Source organism: Roseovarius tibetensis (assembly GCF_050896375.1).
Classification (GTDB): Bacteria; Pseudomonadota; Alphaproteobacteria; order Rhodobacterales; family Rhodobacteraceae; genus Roseovarius; species Roseovarius tibetensis.
The window spans coordinates 1-24,874 of sequence record NZ_JBPBBB010000027.1; the positions used below are offsets into that span (position 1 = coordinate 1).

Below are 24,874 nucleotides of genomic sequence, written 5' to 3' on the forward strand. Positions count from 1 at the left end.
TCCTTGAAGTCGAAGGCGGTCATGAAATCCTCGACCGAGCCGTAGAACAGCTGTCCCTCGACCCGGTAGGTCCGCACCCGGCCATCGGCGCTGATATCGGTCGTCACGCGGAAAAGCTGCGCGATCTTGCCCGCGAAGAAAATGCCCGACAATAGCACGCCCACCAGCACGCCGATGGCAAGGTTGTGGGTGTAGACCACGGTCACGACCGTGGCGATCATCACCAGCGACGACGAGCGCGGATGCACGCGCAGCGCCTTGATCGAGGACCACGAGAATGTGCCGATCGCGACCATGATCATGATCGCCACCAGTGCGGCCATCGGGATGATGCTGACCAGATCGCCCAGCACCACCACCATGAACAGCAGGTAGACCCCGGCCGCGAACGACGACAGGCGCCCGCGCCCGCCCGATTTCACGTTGATGATCGACTGGCCGATCATGGCACACCCCGCCATGCCGCCGATGAACCCGGTCGCGGTGTTGGCCACGCCCTGGCCGATGCATTCCTGGTTGCGGTTGGATTTCGTGTCGGTCAGGTCGTCGACGATGTTCTGCGTCATCAGGCTTTCGAGCAAGCCCACGACGGCCACCGCCACCGAGTAGGGCAGAATGATCATCAACGTCTCGAAGGTGAGCGGGATCTGCGGTATGAGGAAGATCGGCAGCGTGTCGGGCAATTCGCCCATGTCGCCCACCGTGCGCACATCGAGCCCGAGCGCGAAGGCCAGCGCGGTCAGCACGACGATGGTGACCAGCGGCGAGGGGATCGCCTTGGTCAACAAGGGCAGCCCGTAGATGATGCCAAGTCCCGCAGCGACCAGTGGATACGTGATCCAGGTCACATCGCGGGGATCAAGCTCGGGAAGCTGCGCGATGAAGATCAGGATCGCCAGGGCGTTGACGAAGCCGGTCATGACCGATTTCGACACATAACGCATGATGAAGCCGAGCCGGAACACCCCGGCGCCGATCTGCAACAGCCCCGCCAGCACGGTCGCTGCCAGAAGGTATTGCAGCCCGTGATCCTTCACCAGCGTGATCATCAGAACGGCAGTCGCGGCCGTCGCGGCCGAAATCATGCCGGGCCGCCCGCCGGTGATCGCGATGATGACCGCAATCGAAAAGCTTGCATACAGTCCGACCTTCGGGTCGACGCCGGCAATGATCGAAAACGCGATGGCTTCGGGAATGAGGGCCAGTGCAACCACCAGCCCGGCCAGCAGGTCGCCGCGAATGTTTCCCAGCCACTGGCTGCGGTAAGCGTCGAATGAAATCATGTAAACGTATCCGGTACCGACCGCGCTCGTGTCGCGCTGCCGGTGTGCAAGTGCACGATTGTCTGTCGTTGTCCGGCGGATCGGCGGCCGGAAGAGCCACCCGGGATCGCCCCCGGGTCCGTGTTCGCTGCAACGCCGGGTAAGGCCTGTCGATGACAAGGGCAACCCGATAGGCGGATCGAGGCACGGAACGGACCGATTTCGCGCCGGTTCGACGCGATCCGCCCTGAAAATCGGCACGTGCGGGTTACGCCACGTGCGGGCAGCGGCACACGCCCACCGGCGCACAACCGCGACGCACGGGCTGCAAGACAAGCGGTCGCACCACGCGGGGCCGCGGATCAGATCTCTTCGCGGACCTGCGCATAGGTCAAGGCGGCAAATATGCCGGTACCGCCCAGCACATTGCCGGCAAGCGCGGGCAATATTCCCCCGAACACCGCTGGTACGATCCCGATCTCTCCGCGGGCGACGAGGATGAACAGTTCCGTCGAACCGGCCACGACATGCGACATCCCCCCAAGGCCGATCACGTATGTGATGAGAACGATCATCAGGACCTCGCCCGCATCTTGCATGCGCGGCAAGATCCAGACCAGCGCGGCGATGAGGAAGCCCGCCGGAATGCCCCAGGCAAAATGCTCGAACGGTGTTGCCTCGGCGTAATGCCGCGAAATGGAGAGGATACCCTCAAGCCGTGTCTCCGGCAGGATGTGGCCATGGGCCAGCACCAGCGCCGCGGCCGCGCAGCCCACCATGTTGGCCGTGAAGACGATCCCCCACAGACGCGCCGTTTGGTAGAAATTGCCGCGCGTCGGCCCGAGAAACAGCGTCAGGATCGGGGTCAGCGTGTTCTCGGTGAACAGTTGCATCCGTCCGAGGATGACGATCAGAAATCCCACCGTGTAGCCCAGGCTAGAGACGCCGTCGGACCAGTCGGCATCGGGCAGGATCGAGGCGAGCAGCCCCTTGCACAGCACCGAAGTGCTGATCGCGAGACCCGCGGCGACACCGGACCACCAAAGCGCGCTGAACGGGCGCGACAACTCGTGCTCGCCTTCGCGGCGGATCGCCTCGAAGATGACCGAGGATGGAACCGACTCGAACTCATCCGCCTGGTCACCCGTCGCGGACGTTAGCGCCGCTTTTTTATCCGACATTCGTCATCCCCCTCGCCGCCCGGTCAGACTGTCGCACCGTCCGGTGGGTTGCCACGCGACCGTTCCCCGACGCCGCGTCGCACCGGCGTCGGGGAACGGTCGCGTCAGGCATCTGCCGGTCGCATGCTTGTCGAGAAAATCTACACCGTATCCAGAACGGATAAAAGATAACTCGTGCAGGCAGGAACGGTCCACCGGGCGACGGATCGCGGCTCAGCGGGGCGTGGCCCCTGCACCGACATCCCAGAACAGCCCCGCCATCAGGCGCAACGCATCGCGGCAGACGGGCTTGAGCACATGTTCATCCGGTGCGTGCTGCGAACAGCCCCGGTAGGAATGCGGCACCCAGACCGTGGGCAGGCCAAGGATCTCGGCAAAGGCATCGTTTGGCAGCGACCCGGCGAGGTTGGGCAGGATGTGCGGCGCCTGCCCGGCCGTTTCCTGCAACGAGGCCGCGGCAAAGCGTACCCACGGATGATCCGGGTCCAGCCGCGTGGCGCGGAAGAAGCCGCGGTCATGCGGAATGATCTGCACCGACGTGAACCCGTGCGCGTCCAGATGGCGGCGCAGCGCGGGGATGATGTCCTCGGGCGTGGTGCCGACGACGTAGCGCAGTTGGCAGGTTGCGCGGGCATGGGCCGAGATCGCGTTGACCGGCGCCTCTGGCACGCCGCTTTTCATGGCCAGAATGGCAAAGCTGTTCCAGCCATAGGCGCGCTCGACCGGGGTCAGGCCCTCTTCGCCCCAGTCGGCGTCGATGGCGGGGCCGTCGTCGCTTTGGATCGGCAGGTCGCCCAAGGCCGCGCGCACGCTGTTGGACAGGCTGTCGGGCCGCCATTCGGGGATGCGGATCTGGCCGCGCGCATCGGTGATCGTGGCAAGCGCATGGGCGAGGATCATCGCCGGATCGGCCAGCAGCCCGCCCCAGTTGCCCGAGTGGTGCGCGCCCTCGCGCAGATCGACCGCAAGGTCAAAGGTGACGCCGCCGCGTGACCCCATGAACATGGTCGGTGTCTCGGGTTGCAGACGCGGGCCGTCCGAGGCGATCAGCACATCGGCAGACAGCGCGTCCTTATGGGCCGCGAAGAAGTCGTGCAGGCCGGGCGATCCGGTTTCCTCGCCCGTCTCGATCACCATGCGGCAGTTGAAACCAAGCCGCCCGCGCGCCGCGATCACCGCCTCCAGCGCCGCGATGTTGATCAGGTGCTGGCCCTTGTTGTCGGCGGTGCCGCGGCCGTACAGGCGTTCGCCCTCCTCGACCAGCGTGAAGGGGTGCAGCCCGTCGCGCCACTGGTCGGTCTGGGCGCGGATGACGTCGCCATGCCCGTAGCTGAGGACGGTGGGCAGATCGCCCCCCTCAAGCCGTTCGGCGGTCAAGATCGGCCCGGCGCCGGGCGCGGGATTGTCGTGCACGCGGCAGGTAAAGCCCATCTCTTCAAGGCGCGGCTGCATCGCCTGTTGCAGGTAGCGCACCAGTTCGGGGGCCTGATCGGGATTCTGGCTTTCGGTCTGGTATCCCACGAGATCGGCAAGATCTGTCTGGAAGGTGCCGGCGTCGAAATACTCGGAAATCGTCTCTATCGCTACGTCTCTGGTCATGACTGTCCTGTCTGGTCTTCTGAAACGGCATCGCCCCAGGGCGACATGATCTCGGTGCAACCGGTATTGTGTTGGCCCTGCCGCATGACCCCGGCGGGGCAGCCGAAGGCAAAGGGAAAGGGGCTGCGCCGGGTGGTGTGCACGGCATGATCGGCACGCAGACGCGCCAGCACGTCGTCAGGCAGCGTCTCGTCGGCAACCACCACCGGCCCGCCCGACACGTCGATGCGCGGGTGGTGGAAGGTGTCGTTCAGGTCCATGCCGTGATCGGCGATGAGGGACGCCATCTGCACCATCGCCGAGACGATCTTGCGCCCGCCCGAGGCGCCGAGGGCGAAGCGCGCGCCGCCCGCATCCCCGAGGATCGGGCAGACATTCATCAGGCAGCGCTTGCCCGGCGCCAGAGAATTGGGCCGGCCCGGGACCGGGTCGAACCACATGATGCCGTTGTTCATCGTGAACCCAGTGGACGGCGACACCACCCGCGACCCGAAGATCGACAGCAAGGTTTGCGTCTGCGACACCATGTTGCCGTGGCGGTCCACGACCGAGAAATGCGTGGTGCAGCCTGAGTGCGCCTCATCCTCGCCGGTGTCGCCCATCGTCGCCAGCCGGTCGGCATACGCGGATTTGAGCGCGGCGGCATAGGCGGCGAAAGCGTCGGGTTTCGTGCCCATGTCGCGGGCGTCCATCAGCCGCATCGCGTGGGCGAAGGTCGGCCCGGCGGTCAGGCCCGGCGGCACATGAAACTGCGCGTCACGATACGGAACGCTCAGCGGCTCGCGGAATTCGGCATGGTAGCCGCGCAGGTCGTCATGGCTCAGGCAGCCGCCCTTGGCCTGCACATCAGCGGCCATCGCAGCACCGAGATCGCCATCGTAGAGCGCACGCGCGCCGTGCCGGGCGATCTGGTCAAGGCTGTCGGCCATGCGGGTCTGATCGAGACGTTTTTCGGCCAGCGCCGTCCAGCCCGAGATCGTCGGCCACTGCCCGTCCTCCAGAAACAGGGCTGCGGCATCCGCATCCTTGGCCAGCTCACGGGTGGTCGAGGCGATGACGAGGGCAGCGTACCAGTCGACCAGCAGCCCCTGCCGGGCATGCGCTATCGCGGGGGCCAGCAGATCGGCCCAGGGCATGCGACCGTAACGCGCATGCAACCGCCCCATGCCGTCCACCAAGCCGGGGACGGCCACGGCGGTGGCCCCTTGCACGTTGCGGTCGCCGGTCACCTTTTCCCACGGAAAAAGATCACCCGCCACGCCCTCGCCCGACAGCGGGTAGTCCCCCGGATCAAGGGCCTTGGGCGCACGCATCCCGTAGTCGAGCGCCTGCGCGCGGCCGTCCTCGGCGCGCCACAGCATCAGCGTGCCGCCGCCCGCCGGGCCGCTCATCCACGGTTCCAGCACGCCGATGGCAAAAGAGGTGGCGATCGCGGCATCCACCGCGTCGCCGCCCGCCGCCAGCACATCCGCCCCGGCCTGCGCGGCCAACCGGTGCTGGGCGGCAACGATGCCGTGTTCGGTCTCGATCACGGTCTTGGTGGTGGTCGCGGTGCGCGACAGGTTCACCGACATGTCAGGCCGCCTGCCTGTCATACATCGGCCCGTCCGGGTCGTGCAGGTGGCATTCGACATGACCGACCGTCGTTGCGACGGGCCGCGGCGCCGTGGTCTTGCAGTGATCCGTGGCGAACGGGCAGCGCGGGTGGAAATGGCACCCCGAGGGCGGGTCGATCGGATTGGGATACGCCATGCCAAGCTGCGTGTCGGGCACGCCGAGGCCCGGCTCGGGCGTCAGCACCGATTTCAGCAACGCCTGCGTGTAGGGATGTGCGGCCTGATCGAAAAGGCCGGCCACGTCCGCCTCTTCCACGATGCGGCCGAGATACATCACGGCAACGCGGGTTGCCAGATGCTCGACCACCGCAAGATCGTGGCTGATGAACAGGTAGGTCAGCCCGAATTCCTTCCGCAGATCGCCCAGCAGGTTCAGGATCTGGCTTTGCACCGACACGTCCAGCGCCGAGGTCGGCTCGTCGCAGATCACGATCTCGGGCTTCATGATGAGGGCGCGGGCGATCGCCACGCGCTGTCGCTGGCCGCCCGACATCTGGCTGGGAAAGGTGTTCATCACCCGCGCGGGCAGCCCGACGATGTCGAGGATATCGCGCACCTGTTTTTGCCACTGCGCGCTGTCCCCCACGCCATGCACCCGCAGCGGCAGCGACACGATGTCGAAGATGCTCTTGCGCGGATTGAGCGACGAATAGGGATCCTGAAAGATCGGCTGGATACGGCGCGCCAGCGTCATGCGATCCTGTACGGCGACCTCTTCCCCATCGACCAGCACCTGCCCGCTTGTCGGTGTCTCCAACCCCAGAAGGATCTTGGCCAGCGTGGACTTGCCGCAGCCGGATTCGCCCACAAGGCCCAGAACCTCGCCGCGCGGCAGCGCAAGCGAGACGTCATTGACGGCCGTCAGGGGCCGGGACGTGCCGAAAAGACCCTGCTTGACCCGGTATGTCTTGGTGACGTTGCGCAGTTCGAGGATCGCGGGGGTTTGCGTGCTCATGCGAGGGCCTCCTCTTCGGCGTGGCGTTTGCCGTCCGGGTGAATGCACCGAAAGGCGTGGGACCCGTCCTCGTGACGCGGGATCGCGGCGCGGCAGGCCTGCTCGGCATACGGGCAGCGCGTGCGAAAGGCGCAGCCTTCGACATCGCCGACAAGCGACGGCACAATACCGGGGATGGTGCCAAGGGTACTGCCCCGCTCGGTCTTGCCCGGTTGCGGAATGCAGCGCAGCAGGCCGCGGGTGTAGGGGTGCGACGGGGTGTTGAAGACGTCGGCTGCCGGGCCGGTTTCCACCAGTTCGCCAGCATACATCACCGCCACCTTGTCGGCCACGCGCGCCACGACGCCCAGATCGTGGGTAATCAGGATCATCGCCATGTTCATCTCGCGCCCGAGATCGTAGAGCAACCGCAGGATCTGTGCCTGGATGGTGACGTCGAGCGCCGTCGTCGGCTCGTCCGCGATGATCAGTTCCGGCTCGCACATCAGGGCCATGGCGATCATCACCCGTTGGCGCAGCCCGCCCGAAAGCTGGTGCGGGTATTGGCCAAGACGGCTGGCCGCGCCGGTGATGCCGACCTTTTCCAATAGCTCCACGGCGCGCGCACGGGCGGCTTCGCGCCCGACGGGCTTGTGCAGCAGAAGCGCCTCGGTCAACTGATCCCCGATCGTGTATGCGGGGTTGAGCGAGGTCATCGGCTCTTGAAAGATCATCGACATGCGCGCCCCGCGCAGGGCCCGCATGGTGCGCGGCTTGGCGCGCAACAGGTCCGTGCCGTCGAAATCCATGCGGTCGGCGGACCTGTTGATGGTCTTGCCCAGAAGGCCCATGAGCGCCAGCGAGGTCAGCGACTTGCCCGACCCGGATTCGCCCACGATGCACAGCGTTTCGCCACGATCGAGGTCGAAGTCGATGCCACGCACGGCGTGCAGGGTACCGCCGCCGACAGGGATATCAAGCGTCAGGTTACGGACGCTCAGCAGAGGTTTCGCCATGATTTCAGCTCCGGTTTTCGGGGGCGGTGACGTCGCGCAGCCCATCGCCCATCAGGTTGATCGCCAGAACGAGGATGAACAGCACGATACCGGGGATGACGACCATCCACGGCTCGAACAGCATCATGTTCTTGCCTTCGGACACCATCAGGCCCCAGCTTGGCGTCGGTGGCTGCACGCCAAGCCCCAGGAACGACAGCGCCGCCTCCAGCAGGATGGCATGCGCCATTTCCAGCGTGACCACGACGATCAGGTTGTTGGCGATGTTGGGCATGATCTCGGACAGGATCACCCGCGGGGTCGAGGCGCCGATGGCGCGCGCGGCAGAGACGTATTCGCGGTTGCGCACCTGCAGGGTCGAGGCGCGCATCACCACCGCGAACCGGTCCCACAACAAAAGGCCCAGCACCACGATCACCACCTGAAGCGAGCCGCCCAGAATGGCCACGACCGCCAGCGCCACAAGCACCACCGGCATGGCAAGCCGCACGTTGATGAGAAACGTCACCACCATGTCCACGCGCCCGCCGAAATAGCCGGCGGCAACGCCCATGGCGGTGCCGATCACCCCCGAGATGAGCGCGGCGATCACGCCGATCATCAGCGACACACGCGCGCCATAGATCAGCCGCGACAGGTAGTCGCGCCCCAGATGATCGGTGCCCAGGGGGTGTTCCCAGTCGCCGCCCAGAAACACCGGCGGCTCCATCCGGGTCATCAGGCTTTGGGCGTAGGGATCGTGCGGGGCCAGAAGCGGCGCGAAGATCGCGACGAAGGTCAGGAACAGCAGGACGATCGCGCCGATCATCAGGCCCTGATGGCCGAACACGCGTTTGCGCAGCATCATCCCCGGTGTCGGGCCGGTGATCTCTTGCAACAGGGGATCGGTGGTTTCGGTCATGGTCATCTCAGCTGCTCCGCATCCGGGGGTCGAGCCAGGCATTCAGCACATCGGCAAGAAAGGTGAACACGATGTAGAACATCGAGAAAACGAGGATCAGCGCCTGCACCGTCGGCAGATCGTTGCGCGCGATGCTTTCCCAGGCCAAGTACCCGGCCCCGTGCAGGGCGAAGATCGACTCGACCACGATGGACCCGCCCAGCATGAACCCCATTTGCACGGCGGCCAGCGACACCACCGGGATGATCGCGTTGCGCAGCGCGTGGCGGAACAGCACCCGGCCCTCGGGCGCGCCCTTGGCCCGCGCCGTGCGGATATAGTCCGATGACAGCACATCCAGCATCCCGGCGCGTGTCAGGCGCATGATGGCGGGCATGGCATAATACCCCAGCACGATCGTCGGCATCACGAAATGCGCCGGGCTAGAGGCACCCGAAGGCGGCAACCATCCCAGTTGGATCGCGAAGACCACGATCAGGATCAGGCCGAACCAGAAGCTTGGCATCGCCTGTCCGGCAACCGACAGGAACAGCGCCACGCGGTCGATGATCGAATTCGGGCGGATCGCCGCGGCCACGCCAAGCGGCACCGCGGTCAGCAACGCAAAGCTGATCCCGCACACGCCAAGCGTCATCGTCACGCTCAGCCTGTCGGCGATGAGGGACGCGACCGGCAGGCGGAAATAGTAGCTTTCGCCGAAATCGAACTGCATGGCAGAGATCAGCCAATCGCCGTACTGGACCAGCATGGGCCGGTCAAAGCCGTAAAGCTTGCGAATCGACTCGATATCCTCGCCGCTGGCGGTCTCGCCGGCCAGCGCCGCCGCCGGATCGCCCGCCAGGAAAAGCAGGCTGAAGCTGATGAAGGACACGGTAAAGGCCACCAGAACGGCAAGGCCCAGTCGTTTGAGGATGAATAACAGCACGGAGGGCCCCTCGTGGTCAGGCGGGTCTCTGGAAGCTCGGGCGACGGGGGAGACGGAGGGCCGGTGACGGCCCCCCGTTCAGGTGGCGTGGATCAGTTCCACTCCATCGTGGTGAAGCGCAGCACCTCGTCGGCCGTGGGTGTGTACGCGACCTCCTTGGTGAACACGTAGTTCGTGTTGTACGAGAACATCGGCGCCCAATAGGCCTGCTCGGTGATGCGTTCGATGGCGTCTTCATAATGCGCGATACGCGTCTCGGGATCTGTCGAGCTGTCGGCAATCTCCAGATCGGCCAGAACCTGATCGTCGCGCGCATCATCCAGCGCGCCATGCTTGAAGAACTGGCTGACCATCGCCGACGCATCGTTGACCGAGTAGCTGCCCCAGGTGAGGAAGGCCAGCGGCACTTCACCGGACATGTTCATCTCGCGCAGCGCGGAATACTGCAGGAACTTGAAATCGACATCGATGCCCACGGCATTGAGATAGCTCAGGATAGCTTCGGCATATTCGCGATCACGATAGGCATAAAGCTCGGTCGAGAAGCCATCGGGATACCCGGCCTCGGCCAGCAGCGCGCGCGCTTTCTCGGGGTCGTAGTCATACTGCACGGCCGCCTCCTCGACACAGCCGAACTGGCTGGGAAAGCACGGCGTGTAGATCGGCTTCGACTTGCCCTTCAGCAGCGCCTCGACAAGTTCCTCGCGGTTGATGGCGTGATTGACCGCGCGCCGCACGTTGAGATCGGTGAACGGCGTATCGCCCGAACGACCGGCGGCATCCATCGAAAGATACCCGACGCGCATCGTGGATTCGTTGGCGACGGTGAACCGATCCATTTCGGCCAGCTTTTCGGCCTGGTCGGCAGGCACCTGCCAGATCAGGTCCAGCGTGCCACTGAACAGTCCGGCCATCTGCGTGTTGACATCCGGGATCGTGCTGATGTCGATATTGGTGATCGACGGCTGGCCCTTGGGGCTGTCGTGATAGCCGTCATATTTCTCCAGCACGAAATGCTGGCCCGACACCACCGAGACCGCCTTGTAGGGGCCGGTGCCGACAGGCTCCAGACCCATGCCCGACGGGCCCACCTCGGCGTAATAGTCGGCCGGGTACATCGAGACCGGGCCGGACAGGAACTCGATCGCCGCCGGGAACTTTTCCTTGAGGTGGATGCGCACGGTGTAGTCGTCGATCTTCTCGGCCGACTCCATCCAGTTGACATTGCGCTGCGTCTTGACGCCGTTCTCTTCCTTGGACACGAAATTGACGGTGTAGACCACGTCATCGGCGTCGAACGCGTCGCCGTTGTGGAAGGTCACGCCCTCGCGCAGCTTGAACTCGATCGTGGTGTCGTCGATCCATTCCCACGACGTGGCGAGGTTGCCCTTGTACTCGTTGGTGACCGGATCGCGGTAGATCAGGCCGTCCCAGATCGCGCGCTGCAGCACCACGCCCTCGCGCGACGAGTTGAAGTAGCTGTCGACGTTCTCGAGTTCCTTGGTGAAGGCGACGCGCAGCGTGTCGTTGGCCTTTTCGGCGAACGCCGCGCCCGAGGACGCGACGAGGGCCAGACCGGCGATGGCATGTGTCAGGTCGGATTTTTTCATGGAAGTCTCCCTGTGTTGGTTACGCGCGGATGTAACGCGTCTTGCAGTGTCGGATCTTGCTTGACATATCATATTACGATATTAAGTTGCATCCTTAATGCATTAACGTCGCCCGGACTACATTCGTCAAGTCCCGAGCGGCATGGTCGGTAAATTTTTTGTGAGATCTGCATGACAACCAGGCAAGATACGCTGTTCGTCGCCTCGCTTGCCAAGGGGTTGCGCTTGTTGCGCGCATTCGACGAAAGCCATTCCGAACTGTCGCTGACCGACCTCGCGCTGCGCACCGGCCTTGACAAAAGCGCGACGCAGCGGCTTGCCAACACGCTTCATGTCGAGGGCATGCTCGACAAGGACCCCGGCACGCGCCGTTTCCGCCCGTCGCATGCGTGGCTCGAAATGGCCTACTCGTATTACTGGTCCGACCCGCTGGTCGGTCAGGCGATGCCCAAGCTCATAAATCTCAGTCAGGACATAAACGAGACAGTCAACCTGACCGAGCGTTCAGGCGACCACATCATCTATGTCAGCCGTCTTCCCTGCAAGCGCACCTATTTCGCAGCCACCATCATAGGCCGGCGGCTGCCGGCGCTATCGACCTCTGCGGGGCGCGCAATGCTTGCGACCTGCCCCCCGGACGAGCGGCGCCACGCCGTCGAAACATGGCCGATCACCGCGTTCACACCCAGCACCACGCTGGATCGTGACAAGATCGCGGACAGCGTGGAACAGGCCGCGCGCGACGGCTTTGCCATATCCACCGGTCAGATGATCCTCAACGAGATCGGGGTGGCCAGCCCGATCATCGGCCATGACGGGCGCGCGCTTGCCGCCGTGCAATGCTCTGTCTCGGCGCACACATGGACGCGCGAGAGGATCGTCGCCGAAATCCTGCCAAAGCTTCAGGACACCGCGAACGCGATTTCGCCGAACCTCTCACGCTCGCCCCGCGGCAGCGTCGCCCCGCCTTGACCCGATCCGTCGCGCGCGGACTGATCTCCGGTTCTTACGGGCACGACATCGCGCCGAACCGGGGACATGGCGCGGCGCGATCAGGCGTACCGTGCAAGGAACTGCCTGGCTCGTTCGGTTCCGGGGGCCGAGAAGAACGCGGCAGGTGCTGCGCGTTCGACGACGTGACCCTTGTCCATGAAAACGACCTCTTCGCAGACGTCACGCGCAAAGCTCATCTCGTGGGTGACGACGACCATGGTCATCCCTTCGGCCGCGAGATCGCGCATCACCGCCAGCACCTCGCCGATCAGCTCGGGATCGAGCGCGCTGGTCGGCTCGTCGAACAGGAGCACCTCGGGCGACATGCACAGCGCGCGGGCGATCGCGACACGCTGTTTCTGCCCGCCTGACAGCGAATACGGGTAGACGTCGCGCTTGTCGCTGAGACCGACCTTGTCCAACAATTCCTCGGCGCGGGCGATCGCGGCGTCGCGGGCCATGCCCAACACCTGCGTCGGGGCCTCAATGACGTTCTGCAGCACGGTGAAATGCGGCCACAGGTTGAAGCCCTGGAAGACCATGCCCATGCGGGCGCGCACCTTGGCCAGTTCACGGTCCGACATCAGCTTGCCATCCGGGCGCCGCCCCACCGGCGCCCCGCCAAGCAGGATGCGGCCACTATCCGGCGTTTCCAGCCAGTTGATGCAGCGCAGCAGCGTGGACTTGCCCGAACCCGAGGGCCCGAGGATGCTCATCGTGGTGCCGGGCCGCACCGTCAGATCGACATCGTGCAGCACCTCCAACGCGCCGAAGCTCTTGCAGATCTTCTGCGCTTCAAGCGCGTATGTCTGCGTTTCGGGGTGCGACGCGGGGTCAGGAATCGCCAAGACCTCTCTCCTTTGCAAATCGGTTCACGATCAGGACGACGCCCTCGATCGACAGGCTCATCAGCCAGTAGAGCAGCAGCGCCACGACGAACGGCTCCAGCGGGACGAAATACATCGACTGTACCGAGGATGCGGCATAGGTCAGTTCCTGCACGGTGATGATCATCAGGAACGCGGTGTCCTTGAGCATGTAGATCAGCTGATTGCCGAGGATCGGCGCGCTGTTCAGCACAAGCTGCGGCAGGATTATGCGACCGAACATGCGGTATCCGTGATGGCCCTGCGCGCGCGCCGCCTCGGCCTGACCGGCGGGCAGTTGCGACCACGCCCCGCGCAGGATCTCGGCGACATAGGCGCAATGATACAGCGTCAGCCCGACGATGCCGGCGGTCCACGCGGTCATGCTGATCCCGACCGACGGCAGCCCGTAATACAGAAGGTAGACGAAGATCAGGAAGGGCAGCATCCGCATGCCGTCGATATAGATGCCCACGGCCTTGCGGGCGATCCGGTTGCGCCCGTAAAGGATGTTGACGAAGATCATGCCGATCAGGAACGCGCCGATGGTCGATAACAGAAACAGCGCCAGCGTCGTGCCGAAGCCGCTGGCAAAGCGGGGCCATTCGCTCAGGACGATTTCCCAGTCGGTCATTGCGGCCTATCCTTCGATCGAGGCAAAACGCTCTGCCCGGCGTTCAAACCGGCGCTGCAGGCGCACCATGCCCGCGATGATCGCGATGTAAAGCGCGCCGGCGACGATGATCGGCGGCAGCGGCTCGTAGGTTTGCGAGGCGATGCGGTTGGTCACACGGGTCAGATCGACGATGCCGATCACCGCCACGGCGGGGCTGGCCTTGACCAGCAGCGTCGCCTCATTGACCAGCCCCGGCATCGCGGCAAAGGTCATCTGCGGGAACATGATGCGGCGGAAATAGGCGGGGCGGGTCATGCCCACGGCCTTGGCCGCCTCGATCTGCGAACGCGGAAACGCCTGGTAGACCGAGCGCCAGATCTCGGCGTTGAAACACGCGGTGTTGAGCAGCAGCGTCAGCACGCTGGCGGTGTAGCGGTCGATATTGATGCCAAGCGTGGGCAGCCCGATGAAGATGAACAGAACCAGCGTCACCAGCGGCGTGGCGCGCCCGATGCTGATATAGATGGTGACGATCTGCGAGATCACCGGCACCTTGGAGATCCGCGCGAGGCCCAGAAGCAGGCCAAGCGGGATGCCGCCGGCGATCGCGATCACCGAGATCCAGATCGTGACCCATGCCCCTTCGAGAAGGGTTTGAAAATCGCCGGCACCCATGCGTGTCGCTCACTCTGTCAAGAGAATGTCATGGACGGTGGCCGGCGCCGGGCCGACCACCGCCGGGGTATGCGGTCACTCGACCGAGGTCAGCTCGTTATACTGCTCGACCGAGGTGATGGGCACGCGCGGCAGGTCGGGGAATGCCTCGCCGAACCATTTTTCCTGCAATTCGGCCAGCCGCCCGCTGTCGCGCAGTTCCAGAATGAACTCGCTGATATATTGCAGCAGCTCCTCGTTGCCCTTGGGCACCGGGTAGGCATGAAAGCCGGGGCCGGAGACGGGCTGCCCCATCTCGAAGGTGTCGCCGCGCTCGGCGATCACGCTTTTCGCCGAGATGATCGAATTGACGGTGTAATCAAGCCGCCCGTTCGACAGGTCCTCGTAGATTTCCGGGTACGAGGTATATTCGACGACATCGCCAAGGCTGCCGCCGGTTTCCTCGAGCATCGCTTCGAGCTCGGGCAGGCGCGACAGCAGGACACTGCCCGCCTGCACGCCGACGGTCAGCCCATCGAGATCGGCAACGCTGGTGATCCGGTCATCGCCCTTGCGCTTGATGTAGTAATGCTGCGCACTGGCCGTGGGCACGCCGAAATCGAACACCCGCAACCGCTCTGTCGAGATGATCGAGCCGGTGATCGCCATGTCGTACTGGCCCGCACGTACCGCGGCCAGAAGGCCCGACCATGGCAGGATCTCCTGGCGGACCTCGAAATCGGCGTAGTTCTTGAATTCCGCGACCACGTCATGGGTAAAGCCCGTGGGTTCGCCGTTCTTCATGATCTCGAACGGGGCGTAATTGTCTTCGGTCGCAATGTTGATATAGCCGCGCTCCATGATCTCGTCGAGCGAGACCGCCCCCGCCGAAACGGGGATTGCCAGTCCGGCGACAAGCGCAAGCGTGTATCTTTTCAGGCGGCCCCATACGGGCAATGTGCATTTTGTCATTCGATCTTTCCTTCCTGCTGGTGGTTTTGGTTTTTTCTCAAAAACTGTGGCATGATCGGTTCTGTCGATCCACAGGAACTTGAGCCGACGGGATTTTTCGTCTCGGGTCGCCTCCATCGTCGCGGATCGCGATCATCCTGAAGGCACAAACGTGCAGATCCCCGTCAATATCTGCACGAAACCGTGGTCCGGAACCTTTCGCACGCCATGGGACACGGCAACTGGTGCGGTTCTGGTCCGGCATCATGCGTCAGCCCTCCGCGCTCAGATCGAAGGTTTCACCGGGGAAATACTTGGCAAGCCGCATGTCGGCGGCTCGGGCGTGCCCTTCCATCCCTTCGAGCCTGGCGATGCGCGCCGTGGCGATGGCCACGGGTTTCGAGCCTTCGCGCGTGGCGCGCTGCCAGGTGACGATCTTGAGGTATTTGTGCACGCTCAGCCCGCCGGTATAGTTCGCGGCCCCCGAGGTGGGCAGCACGTGGTTGGTGCCCGACGCCTTGTCGCCGTAGCTGACCGTGGTTTCCTCGCCCAGGAAAAGCGATCCGTAGCAGCGCAGCCTGCCCAGCCACCAGTCGAGATCGGCGGCCTGAACGGTCAGGTGTTCGGGCGCATAGTCGTCCGAGGTCGCGGCCATCTCCTCGCGGTCGGCGCAGACGATCACCTCGGCATAGTCGCGCCAGGCGGCGGTGGCGTTCTCGCGGTTCATCTCGGGCAGGGCGTCGATCAGGCCGGGGACAAGGTCCATGACACGCGTCGCAAGCGCGCGGTCGTCGGTCACCAGCCACACGGGCGAATTGTAGCCATGCTCGGCCTGGCTGACGAGGTCGGTCGCCACGAGATGCGGGTCGGCGTCGCCGTCGGCGAGTATCAGGCTGTCGGTCGGACCGGCCACCATGTCGATCCCGACGCGGCCGAACAGCATCCGCTTGGCTTCGGCCACGAACTGGTTGCCCGGCCCCACGAGAATGTTTGCGCGCGGCAACCCGAACAGCCCAAAGGTCATCGCCGCGACGCCCTGCACGCCCCCCATCGCCACGATCCGGTCGGCACCGCAGACATGCGCCGCGTAGACGATGGCCGGATGCACGCCGACACCGGGGCGCGGCGGCGAACAGGCCGTGACATGCCGGCATCCCGCGACCTTGGCGGTGGTCACGGTCATGATCGCTGTGGCGATGTGGCTGTAGCGCCCGCCGGGCAGGTAGCAGCCGGCGGCATCGACCGGGATCGCCTTTTGTCCCGCAACAAGGCCCGGCACGATCTCGGTCTCGAAATCGGTGATCGTGGCGCGCTGTGCCTCGGCAAAGCGGCGCACGTTGTCATGCGCGAAACGGATATCGTCCTTGGCCTTTTGCGATACCTGCGCCGCGGCGGCAGCGATCTCGGCCTCGGTCAGCAGGATGTTGCCGTCATAGCGGTCGAACTTCGCCGCGTATTCAAGCGCCTTCGCGTCGCCGCCGCTCTCGATGTCGTTCAGGATCCCGGCCACGATGTCACGGGTTTCAGAGTCGTCGGACGCCGGCGTCCGCGTTGCGGTCTTGAGATACTCTCGGGCCATGGTTGCATCCTTGTCTGGGTCTATCCGGGACCGGCGCCGGGAAACCTGTGTCGGTGAAAAGCGTAAACCCGAACTGTCGCGCCGGCAAAGCCCGGTCGCGCGGTATCGCGGACCCCGGCGCGGTCCGTGTCCATCGTGCCGGGAAATCCGGCACGCCGCCCGGTCATCGGCACATGCGGGGCATCGGTCATGGCGCTAGCTCCAGAAATCCGATCCCGCCAAGCACCAGCAGCGCAAGAAACAGCGTCTCGGCCACGATAAGCGTGATCGCGCCGCCACCGACCTTTACGATGTTGCGCAGATCGGTCTTCATGCCGACCGCCGCGATGGCCGACAGCAGGGCCCAGGATGACAACTTGGCCAGGAACGCGCCAAGCGACTGCGGGATCAGCCCCAGCGAATTGAGCGTCGCAAGACACAGGAAGCCCAAAACGAAACCGGGAACGATGGGCGGGCGGGCACCGTCCTGTCGTGTCTCGGTGCGTTGCCAAAGCAGCGTGATCACGATCACCACGGGGGCGAGGAACGAGACCCGGATCAGCTTGACCAGCGTCGAGGTCTCGCCCGCCGTGTCCGAGATCGAGAAGCCCGCGCCCACCACCTGCGCCACGTCATGCACGGTGGCCCCGATAAAGGCCCCGGCCGTCACCTCGTCAAAGCCCAGGGCATTCGTCAGGATCGGATAGACGATCATCGCGATGGTCGACAGTACCGTGACGCCAAGCACTGTGAACAGCAGGTTGCGTTCCGACTTGTCGTCGCGGGGCAGCACAGCGGCGATCGCCATGGCCGCCGAGGCACCGCAGATCGCCACCGACCCGGCGGTCAGGATGGCAAAGCGCGGCCCCTGCCCGATCACCCGCGCCAGAGCCATGCCGAACAGGATCGTGGCGACCACGCCCAGCACCAGCAAGCCGATCATCCCCCAGCCGAGCGAGGTCAGCATCTCGACGCTGATCCGCGCCCCGAGGATGGCCACGCCAAACCGCAGGACGGAGCGCGCGGTAAAGCCGATCCCGGACGCGGTCGAGCCCTCTTCGCTGAGGAAGTTGAGCGCGATCCCGAACAGCAGCGCCATCAGCATCGCCGGCGCGCCGTAGTGTTCGGCCACGAACTGCGCGGCCAGCGCCACCAGCACGGCGATCATCACGCCGGGGAAATACTCCTTGGCGCGCCCGGCCACATGCCGACCGGACGCGAGGGTGAGCGACGGCAGTTTCATGCCGGCATCATGCCGGCTGATCGACCATGTCGGCGGGGTCGATACCGGCGACCTCGACAGGGTTCTTCATGGCGTCGCGGCGGAACGGATCGCCGAGTTCCTGGTTGAGCATCGCCTCGATCAGGGTGGTGGTGTTGTTCTCCATCTGGTCCTTGATCGCCTGATTCAGTGCCGCCGTCAGTTCCTCCATCGTGCGGGCGACCACGCCTTTCAGGCCGCAGGCCTCGGCCATGCGGGCAAAGCTGACTTGCGTGTCAAGCTCGGTACCCACGAAATTGTCCTTGAACCACAGCGTCGAGTTGCGCTTTTCCGCGCCCCACTGGTAGTTGCGGAACACGATCTGGGTGATCGCCGGCCATTCCGGGCGGCCGATCGCCGTCAGCTCGTTGACGGCGATGCCGAAGGCCCCGTCGCCGGCAAAGCCCACCACCGGCACGTCGGGGCAGCCGATCTTGGCGCCCATGATCGACGGCAGGCCGTAGCCGCAGGGGCCAAACAGGCCGGGCGCGAGGTATTTGCGCCCCTTCTCGAAGGCCGGGTAGGCGTTGCCGATGGCGCAGTTGTTGCCGATATCCGAGGAGATGATCGCCTCGCGCGGCAGCGCCGACTGGATCGCGCGCCAGGCCATGCGCGGGCTCATCCAGTCGGGCTTGGCCGCGCGGGCGCGCTCGTTCCAGTCGGTGCCGGGGTCGTCCTGCTCGTGATCCATCGACGAGAGCTGCTGCGCCCATTTCGACTTGGTCTCGGCGATTCGCGCCTTTCGCTCGTCGCGCCCCGCATCGCCGGCGCTATCCGACAGCTGCCCGAGGATGCCGCGGGCCACCTTGGCCGCGTCACCGACGATACCGATCGAGACGGCCTTGGTGCGCCCGATGCGGTCAGGGTTGATGTCAACCTGGATAACCTTCGCGTCCTTGGGCCAGTAGTCGATGCCGTAGCCCGGCAGTGTCGAGAACGGGTTGAGCCGCGTGCCGAGGCACAGCACCACGTCTGCATCCTTGATAAGCTCCATCCCAGCCTTCGATCCGTTATAGCCCAAAGGCCCGGCAAAGAGCGGGTGCGAGCCCGGAAAGGCGTCGTTGTGCTGGTAGCCCACGCAGACCGGCGCATCGAGCCGCTCGGCCAGCGCCTTGGAGGCCTCGATCCCGCCCTCGGACAGCACCACGCCCGCGCCGTTCAGGATCACGGGGTTGCGGGCCTCCGACAGCATCTGCGCGGCGCGGGACACCGAGGTTTCGCCGCCCGGCGAGCGCTCGAATTCCAGCGCCGTGGGCAGGTCGACATCGATCACATGCGTCCAGTAATCGCGCGGGATATTGATCTGCGCAGGCGCCGAAAGCTGTTTCGCCTTGGAGATCACCCGCGCCAGAACCTCGGCCATGCGCGACGGGTCGCGGACCTCTTCCTGGTAGGCGACCATGTCCTCGAACAGCTTCATCTGCTCGACTTCCTGAAAGCCGCCCTGGCCGATGGTCTTGTTGGCGGCCTGCGGGGTCACCAGCAGCAGCGGCGTGTGATTCCAGTAGGCGGTCTTGACGGCGGTGACGAAGTTGGTGATGCCGGGGCCGTTCTGCGCGATCATCATGCTCATCTTGCCGGTGGCGCGGGTATAGCCGTCGGCCATCATCCCCGCGCTGCCCTCATGCGCGCAGTCCCAGAACGTGATCCCGGCCTTCGGAAACAGGTCCGAGATCGGCATCATGGCCGAGCCGATGATGCCGAAGGCATGCTTTATGCCGTGGCGTTGCAGGGTTTTGACGAAGGCCTCTTCGGTCGTCATCTTCATGGCGTGTCAATCCTTTCGCGACTGGGTGTCGGGGTCATGTGGCACGGCTGAGCGCGCCAGAGGTGCGATCCGCGAGGATCATGTCGGAGGCTTTCTCGCCGATCATGATCGCCGGGGCATTGGTGTTGCCAGAGACGATTTCCGGCATGATGGAGCAATCTGCAACCCGCAGGCCGGTGATGCCATGCACGCGCAGCCGGGCATCGACCACGGCCTCGCGGCCCGGCCCCATCTTGCAGGTGCCGGTGGGGTGGTAGATCGTGGTCGAGTAGTTCCGCGCCCAGTCAAGCGTGCCCTCGTAATCATCGAGATCGAGCGACGCATCGGGCCGGTACTCCTCGGAGATCTTGTTCACGAGCGGCTCGTGCCGGGCGATGCGACGGGCGATCTTTATGCCCTCGACGATCGTGCGGCAATCGGCTTCGGTGGACAAGTAGCGCGGCAGGATGCGCGGGTAGACCGCGCTGTCGGCCGAGGCGAGGCGGATCTCGCCACGGCTTTCGGGGCGCAGCTGGCAGACCGACATCGTGAAGGCCGAGAACGGATGAACCCCCTCGCCGGGGCTGTCGGCCGACCAGGGCTGTACGTGGAACTGGATGTCGGGTGTGTCGACATGCGGCCCGGTGCGCATGAAGCCGGTGGCAAGGCTGGCGGCCATCGCCATCGGCCCGGACCGGAACATGGCATATTTCAGCGCGATCCGGGCCTTGTTGAACAGGCTGCGGACCTCGTCGTTCAGCGTCGGCTCGTTGCATTTGAAGACCAGTCGCGCCTGCAGGTGATCCTGCATGTTCCTGCCCACGCCGGGGCGGTCTTCCAGCACGTCGATTCCGTGGTCACGCAGATGCGCCGCCTCGCCGATACCCGAGGTCATCAGCAGATGCGGCGAGCCGATCGCGCCCGAACACAGGATCACCTCGGCCCGTGCCTTGACGATCTTCTCGGCCCCGGACGCGTCGCGCCAGGCCACGCCCGTCGCCCTTTTGCCGTCAAACAGGATGCGAGATGCAGGCGCCTTGGTCATGATCGTCAGGTTGGCACGATGGCGCACCGGGTTGAGAAAAGCCACTGCCGCCGAACACCGCCGCCCGTTTTGCGCGGTCAGCTGGAAATACCCGACACCGTCCTGTTGCGCGCCGTTGTAGTCGGGATTGAACGGATAGCCGGCCTCTTGCGCGGCGGCCACCCAGGCATCGCATATCGGCCGTTGCAGACGCATGTTCGAGACGTTGAGCGCGCCCTGGTCGCCGTGATAGTCGTCCGCGCCGCGTTCCTGCCGTTCGGACCGCTTGAAAAGCGGCAGCACGTCATCCCAGCCCCAGCCCGGATTGCCCATCTGCGCCCAGCGATCATAATCCTGCGGCTGACCGCGCACATAAAGCAGCCCATTGAGCGACGACGACCCGCCCAGCACCTTGCCGCGCGGCCAGTCGAGCGCGCGGCCATTGAGACCCGGATCAGGCTCGGTCCGATAACACCAGTCCACGGCGGGGTTGTGCATCGTCTTGAAGTACCCGACGGGAATATGAATCCACGGATTCCAGTCGCGCCCGCCCGCCTCCATCAGGATGACCGTGACCTTCGGGTCCGCCGACAGGCGATTTGCCAGAACACACCCCGCCGACCCGGCCCCGACGATGACATAATCCGCTGATAGTTCGGTCATTTCCGATCAATCCTTGCGCGTATTTTAGGCACAAAATAATTTTCTTGCCAGATTGATCATAGTGCAGCAGTATTGAGACCGCAAGTATCATTCTTGTGAAAAAGGGAGGACGTCATGAAAGTATCAAAAGCCCTGGCCGGGATTTCCCGGCGGGACCTGTTTCGCCTGTCGGGTCAGTTCGGCCTGTCATCCGTGGTGCTGGGCGCCGGCGCGCTGACCGGGGCGGTGTCGCTGCCCTCGCTCGTGCGCGCGGCCGAAAGCACCTACGAAAAACGCTTCGGCAAGGAGCCCAAGCACACGCTGAAGCTGGGGGCGTCGGGATTCAACGCGCAGAACCTGCTGATCGAGCGCGCCGGCGTGCTGCAATTCGCCCGCGATCTCGAAGAGCGGACCGACGGCGAGATCCGTGTCGAATTCATCGGCGACAACCAGATCTGCGGTCAGCTCAACTGTGTGGAAAAGACCCAGACCGGCGTGATCGAGATGTATGCGGCATCGACGCAGAACTCCGCCGGCGGGGCCCCCTATCTCAACGTGCTCGATTATGCCTACATGTTCCCCAGCCGGGCGTCGCAATATCATTTCCTCTACAGCCCTGAATCACAACGCATCCTGCGCGATCCGCTGGAAAAGCGGCACGGGCTGAAATTCCTGTTCTCGCATTGCGAACTGCGCGGCATCCAGCTTGGCAACACTTTCGCCGACAAGCCCACGGTCACCAAGCTTGAAGAGCTGTTCGGCACCAAGAACCGCGTGACCGGCACGCAACTGGGCCGGATCGCGATGCAGCAACTCAACCTCAACCCGGTGCCGGTGGCATGGGAGGAAACGCTCGACGGTCTCAAGCAGGGCCTCATCGACGGGGCCGAGACATGGGCGTCGGCGGTGGCCTATGCCAACATGTCCCCGGTGGTCAGCCAGTCCGTCGATCTGAAATTCTTCTGCGGGACCGAGCACACCTCGATGTCGGCCCGTGTCTATGACGCGATGGAGCCGCATTTGCAGGACGCGATCATGGAATCGGCCTATCTGGCGCAGGTCCATGTGCAGGCTGCCAACGAGGCCGCGCTGGTCAAGACCGTCGGATTTTCGGACCCGCAACTGCCGGGTACGATCTTCGCGGAAAACAACGTGCGCCCCGCCTTCCTTGCTGACGATCAGATCCGGATGGCCGAGGAGATGTGCTCGCCCGAGTTCAACCCCGAGCCATGGGCGCAGTGGCGCGAGCGCCTCAACAACTGGGCCGATGGCATCGACACCTATCAGGAGATCTACGACGTCGCGCGCCAGATCCCCGTGGACACCCTGCCCGAAAATGTCGAGCCGCGCCGCTGGTGGCGGTCGGCCTGACGCGACAGGCGTGATGACGGGCCGCCCCGATCCGGGCGGCCCGGCGACAGTGAAAGCCGCCGACAGCGCGGACCGACATACGGCAACCCGAGGGGAGAGATGGGAATGACTGGCTGGTTTCAGGGCATGAACGACATCCTGAGCGCGCTTTTCGCGGGCGATGCATGGATGCTGAGCGAGGCGATGCGACACCCTGTGATCTGGCCGCTCGGGCTGATGGCGATGCTGGCCCTCGCCGTGATGTTTCTGATCTTGTACCGTCTCGTTCCATGGACCGAGCGCAATCTCGAACAGACCTTGATGGTGGTGTCATATCTGGCGATCGGCGGGATCATCTTTGTCGAGGTGATCCGCCGCTTCGTCTTTTCGGTGCAGGCCCCGTGGTCGACCACCCTGCCACCGTTCCTTTTCCTGATCATGACCTGGTTCGGCTGCAGCTATAACGTCAAGCTGCGCACCCATCTTGCCTTTGCGGAATTTCGCACCGCCATGCCGCGCACGGGCCAGATGGCGTGCCTGATGCTGGATGCACTCTTGTGGATCGGGTTTTCGTGGGTGGTGATCGTCACAGCGCTGAAGCTGGTGGTCAATTCCGCGGCGAATTTCCAGATCATGCTGGGCACCGACAACGTGATGCAATGGTGGTTCCTGATCTCCATGCCGCTGGCCTTCACGACACTGGTCGCGCGGGTGCTGGAAAACGCGTTGATCGACATCGCCAGGTTCCGACGGGGCGATACGCTGATCCATCAGGCCGTGATCGGAGGAAACTGAGATGAACGATCCGACCCTGATTACCCTGATTTCCATAGGGGTGACGCTGTTTTTCATGCTGGGCGTGCCGGTGTTTCTGGTCATCGGCTACTGGGTGATCGGCATATCTTTCGTGATCGGCATGCCGTTGCAGAATATCGGCGGGGCGCTTTCGAATGTCTTTACCGACGGGTTCGCGCTGCTGGCCATGCCGCTATTCATCCTGACCGGCGACCTGATCAACCGTTCGGGGATCGCGCGCCGGCTCAGCGATTTCGCCTATGCCTGTCTTGGCTGGATCCGGGGCGGGCTGTCGATGGCCGCGCTCGGGGCCTGCGGTCTGTTTGCCGCGATCTCCGGCTCGAACTCGGCCACCACCGCGACCATCGGGTCGATGCTGCATCCCGAGATGGTCAAGGGCGGCTATGACGAGCGGTTCTCGGCCGCGACGGCCGCCGCGGGCGGCACGGTGGGCATCATCATCCCGCCCTCGATCATCTTCATCGTCTACGGGTTCCTTCTGAACCTGCCGATATCGGAACTGTTCGTGGCCGGCATCCTGCCCGGCGCGCTGATGGTAGTTGCGATGATGACGGCCGCCTTTCTGCTGAGCTGGAAGAACGGCTGGGGCTACATCATCGCGCTTCAGCCGATGCGCGTTATAAAGACCGCGATCGGCGCGTGGCTCGGTTTCTTCGCCATCGGGCTGGTGCTGTGGGGAATCTACACGGGCAAGTTCTCGCCCACCGAGGCGGCGGGCGTGACGGTGGGGTTCTGCGTGATCGTGGGCTTCATCAGCCTGCCGCTGCATTGGTTGATGGGCGGGGCCAAGGGGCGCGACGTCTCTGAAAAGCGCGTGTCGGAAATGCTCGTGGTCGAGGGTTTCAGCCCGCTGGAGCTGCCGTCGATCACCATGCGCTCGGCGCAGATAACCGGCATACTCGCCCCGCTGATCGCGATCTCGGTGGTGATGCAGCAGATCCTTTCGGTGCTGGGTGCGCGGGCGGTCGTCGGTGACTTCGTCACCTCGATGGGTGGCTATTACGCGGTGCTGTTCACCGCCATGGCGATCGTGTTCATCGGCGGCATGGTGCTGGAAAGCCTGCCGGTGACGATCATCCTTGCGCCGATCCTCGCACCGATCGCGCACAGCGTGGGCATCGACCCGATGCAGTTCGCGGTGGTGTTCCTCGTGGGTGCGTCGATCGGGTTCATCACGCCGCCTTACGGGCTGAATCTCTATGTCGCATCGGGTGTGACGGGCGTTCCCTATTTCCGGCTCTTGCGCTACACGGTCGCCTATATCGTGGCGCTGGTCGCGGTCTGGATCCTGATCGCGCTGGTACCGGCGCTTTCGACCGCATTATTGCCGCAACGCTGACGCAGGAGGCCGC

The 24,874-nt window shown here is 64.4% G+C and carries 22 protein-coding genes and 1 other annotated feature; of the genes, 4 read left to right on the plus strand and 18 right to left on the minus strand.

Annotated elements, in window-relative coordinates; translation table 11 throughout:
* The 9 genes from ACROSR_RS14975 to ACROSR_RS15015 all read right to left on the minus strand — a co-directional run.
* Positions 1 to 1,283: SulP family inorganic anion transporter (locus tag ACROSR_RS14975; protein WP_432686437.1), on the minus strand; the 1,283-nt coding region annotated here is incomplete at its 3' end.
* Between the two features lie 66 nt (positions 1,284 to 1,349).
* Positions 1,350 to 1,406, minus strand: a sequence feature (sul1 is cis-regulatory element that is thought to sense ions involved in sulfur or methionine metabolism; They are found in Alphaproteobacteria).
* Positions 1,407 to 1,624: 218 nt separating this feature from the next.
* Entirely contained in the window at positions 1,625 to 2,443 is an 819-nt protein-coding gene (locus tag ACROSR_RS14980) for a formate/nitrite transporter family protein (RefSeq protein WP_432686439.1), read from the minus strand.
* A 213-nt stretch (positions 2,444 to 2,656) separates the two neighbouring features.
* Positions 2,657 to 4,042 (minus strand): M20 family metallopeptidase, encoded by a 1,386-nt coding sequence (locus ACROSR_RS14985; protein ID WP_432686441.1) that lies wholly within the window; start codon positions 4,040 to 4,042, stop codon positions 2,657 to 2,659.
* Entirely contained in the window at positions 4,039 to 5,616 is a 1,578-nt protein-coding gene (locus ACROSR_RS14990) for a gamma-glutamyltransferase (RefSeq protein ID WP_432686443.1), read from the minus strand. Before ACROSR_RS14990 ends, ACROSR_RS14985 begins: the two co-directional genes overlap by 4 nt.
* A gap of 1 nt (position 5,617) precedes the next feature.
* Positions 5,618 to 6,613 carry an ABC transporter ATP-binding protein gene (locus ACROSR_RS14995; RefSeq protein ID WP_432686445.1) on the minus strand — a complete coding sequence of 332 codons (996 nt, stop codon included), beginning with the start codon at positions 6,611 to 6,613 and terminating at the stop codon, positions 5,618 to 5,620.
* Positions 6,610 to 7,608: an ABC transporter ATP-binding protein gene (locus tag ACROSR_RS15000; protein ID WP_432686447.1), complete on the minus strand. Its 999-nt coding sequence runs from the start codon at positions 7,606 to 7,608 to the stop codon at positions 6,610 to 6,612. Before ACROSR_RS15000 ends, ACROSR_RS14995 begins: the two co-directional genes overlap by 4 nt.
* A gap of 4 nt (positions 7,609 to 7,612) precedes the next feature.
* On the minus strand, positions 7,613 to 8,509 hold the full coding sequence (locus tag ACROSR_RS15005) for an ABC transporter permease (protein ID WP_432686504.1): 897 nt from the start codon (positions 8,507 to 8,509) through the stop codon (positions 7,613 to 7,615).
* Positions 8,510 to 8,516: 7 nt separating this feature from the next.
* Positions 8,517 to 9,434 (minus strand): ABC transporter permease, encoded by a 918-nt coding sequence (locus ACROSR_RS15010; RefSeq protein WP_432686449.1) that lies wholly within the window; start codon positions 9,432 to 9,434, stop codon positions 8,517 to 8,519.
* A 92-nt stretch (positions 9,435 to 9,526) separates the two neighbouring features.
* Complete coding sequence (locus ACROSR_RS15015; protein WP_432686451.1) at positions 9,527 to 11,044, minus strand: ABC transporter substrate-binding protein; 1,518 nt, start codon at positions 11,042 to 11,044, stop codon at positions 9,527 to 9,529.
* A gap of 171 nt (positions 11,045 to 11,215) precedes the next feature.
* Here ACROSR_RS15015 and ACROSR_RS15020 point away from each other — a divergent pair, with 171 nt between their 5' ends.
* Complete coding sequence (locus ACROSR_RS15020) at positions 11,216 to 12,016, plus strand: IclR family transcriptional regulator (RefSeq protein WP_432686453.1); 801 nt, start codon at positions 11,216 to 11,218, stop codon at positions 12,014 to 12,016.
* A gap of 80 nt (positions 12,017 to 12,096) precedes the next feature.
* Here ACROSR_RS15020 and ACROSR_RS15025 read toward each other — a convergent pair whose 3' ends face one another.
* From ACROSR_RS15025 to ACROSR_RS15065, 9 genes are all read right to left on the minus strand, one after another.
* Positions 12,097 to 12,885, minus strand: coding sequence for an amino acid ABC transporter ATP-binding protein (locus tag ACROSR_RS15025; protein ID WP_432686455.1), 789 nt, complete (start codon positions 12,883 to 12,885; stop codon positions 12,097 to 12,099).
* The gene (locus ACROSR_RS15030) at positions 12,872 to 13,537 is read right to left on the minus strand and encodes an amino acid ABC transporter permease (protein ID WP_432686457.1); all 666 of its coding nucleotides are present in this window, start codon (positions 13,535 to 13,537) and stop codon (positions 12,872 to 12,874) included. The genes ACROSR_RS15025 and ACROSR_RS15030 overlap by 14 nt, the downstream gene beginning before the upstream one ends.
* A 6-nt stretch (positions 13,538 to 13,543) precedes the next feature.
* Positions 13,544 to 14,194, minus strand: coding sequence for an amino acid ABC transporter permease (locus ACROSR_RS15035; protein WP_432686459.1), 651 nt, complete (start codon positions 14,192 to 14,194; stop codon positions 13,544 to 13,546).
* A gap of 75 nt (positions 14,195 to 14,269) precedes the next feature.
* Positions 14,270 to 15,145, minus strand: a complete 876-nt coding sequence (locus ACROSR_RS15040) for a transporter substrate-binding domain-containing protein (protein ID WP_432686461.1) — start codon at positions 15,143 to 15,145, stop codon at positions 14,270 to 14,272.
* Positions 15,146 to 15,395: 250 nt separating this feature from the next.
* Positions 15,396 to 16,703, minus strand: a complete 1,308-nt coding sequence (hisD, locus tag ACROSR_RS15045; RefSeq protein ID WP_432686463.1) for a histidinol dehydrogenase — start codon at positions 16,701 to 16,703, stop codon at positions 15,396 to 15,398.
* 20 nt (positions 16,704 to 16,723) lie between these two features.
* Entirely contained in the window at positions 16,724 to 16,894 is a 171-nt protein-coding gene (locus tag ACROSR_RS15050) for a hypothetical protein (protein ID WP_432686465.1), read from the minus strand.
* Positions 16,891 to 17,925, minus strand: a complete 1,035-nt coding sequence (locus tag ACROSR_RS15055) for a YeiH family protein (RefSeq protein ID WP_432686467.1) — start codon at positions 17,923 to 17,925, stop codon at positions 16,891 to 16,893. The genes ACROSR_RS15050 and ACROSR_RS15055 overlap by 4 nt, the downstream gene beginning before the upstream one ends.
* A 7-nt stretch (positions 17,926 to 17,932) precedes the next feature.
* Positions 17,933 to 19,711 carry a sulfoacetaldehyde acetyltransferase gene (gene xsc / locus ACROSR_RS15060; protein ID WP_432686469.1) on the minus strand — a complete coding sequence of 593 codons (1,779 nt, stop codon included), beginning with the start codon at positions 19,709 to 19,711 and terminating at the stop codon, positions 17,933 to 17,935.
* A gap of 34 nt (positions 19,712 to 19,745) precedes the next feature.
* Positions 19,746 to 21,377: a GMC family oxidoreductase gene (locus ACROSR_RS15065; RefSeq protein WP_432686471.1), complete on the minus strand. Its 1,632-nt coding sequence runs from the start codon at positions 21,375 to 21,377 to the stop codon at positions 19,746 to 19,748.
* Positions 21,378 to 21,491: 114 nt separating this feature from the next.
* Here ACROSR_RS15065 and ACROSR_RS15070 point away from each other — a divergent pair, with 114 nt between their 5' ends.
* The 3 genes from ACROSR_RS15070 (at position 21,492) to ACROSR_RS15080 (ending at position 24,861) form a co-directional block, all read left to right on the plus strand.
* Positions 21,492 to 22,727, plus strand: coding sequence for a TRAP transporter substrate-binding protein (locus ACROSR_RS15070; protein WP_432686473.1), 1,236 nt, complete (start codon positions 21,492 to 21,494; stop codon positions 22,725 to 22,727).
* A 105-nt stretch (positions 22,728 to 22,832) separates the two neighbouring features.
* The gene (locus ACROSR_RS15075) at positions 22,833 to 23,501 is read left to right on the plus strand and encodes a TRAP transporter small permease (RefSeq protein WP_432686475.1); all 669 of its coding nucleotides are present in this window, start codon (positions 22,833 to 22,835) and stop codon (positions 23,499 to 23,501) included.
* Between the two features lies 1 nt (position 23,502).
* Positions 23,503 to 24,861 (plus strand): TRAP transporter large permease, encoded by a 1,359-nt coding sequence (locus tag ACROSR_RS15080; RefSeq protein ID WP_432686477.1) that lies wholly within the window; start codon positions 23,503 to 23,505, stop codon positions 24,859 to 24,861.
* Positions 24,862 to 24,874: the final 13 nt, after the last annotated feature.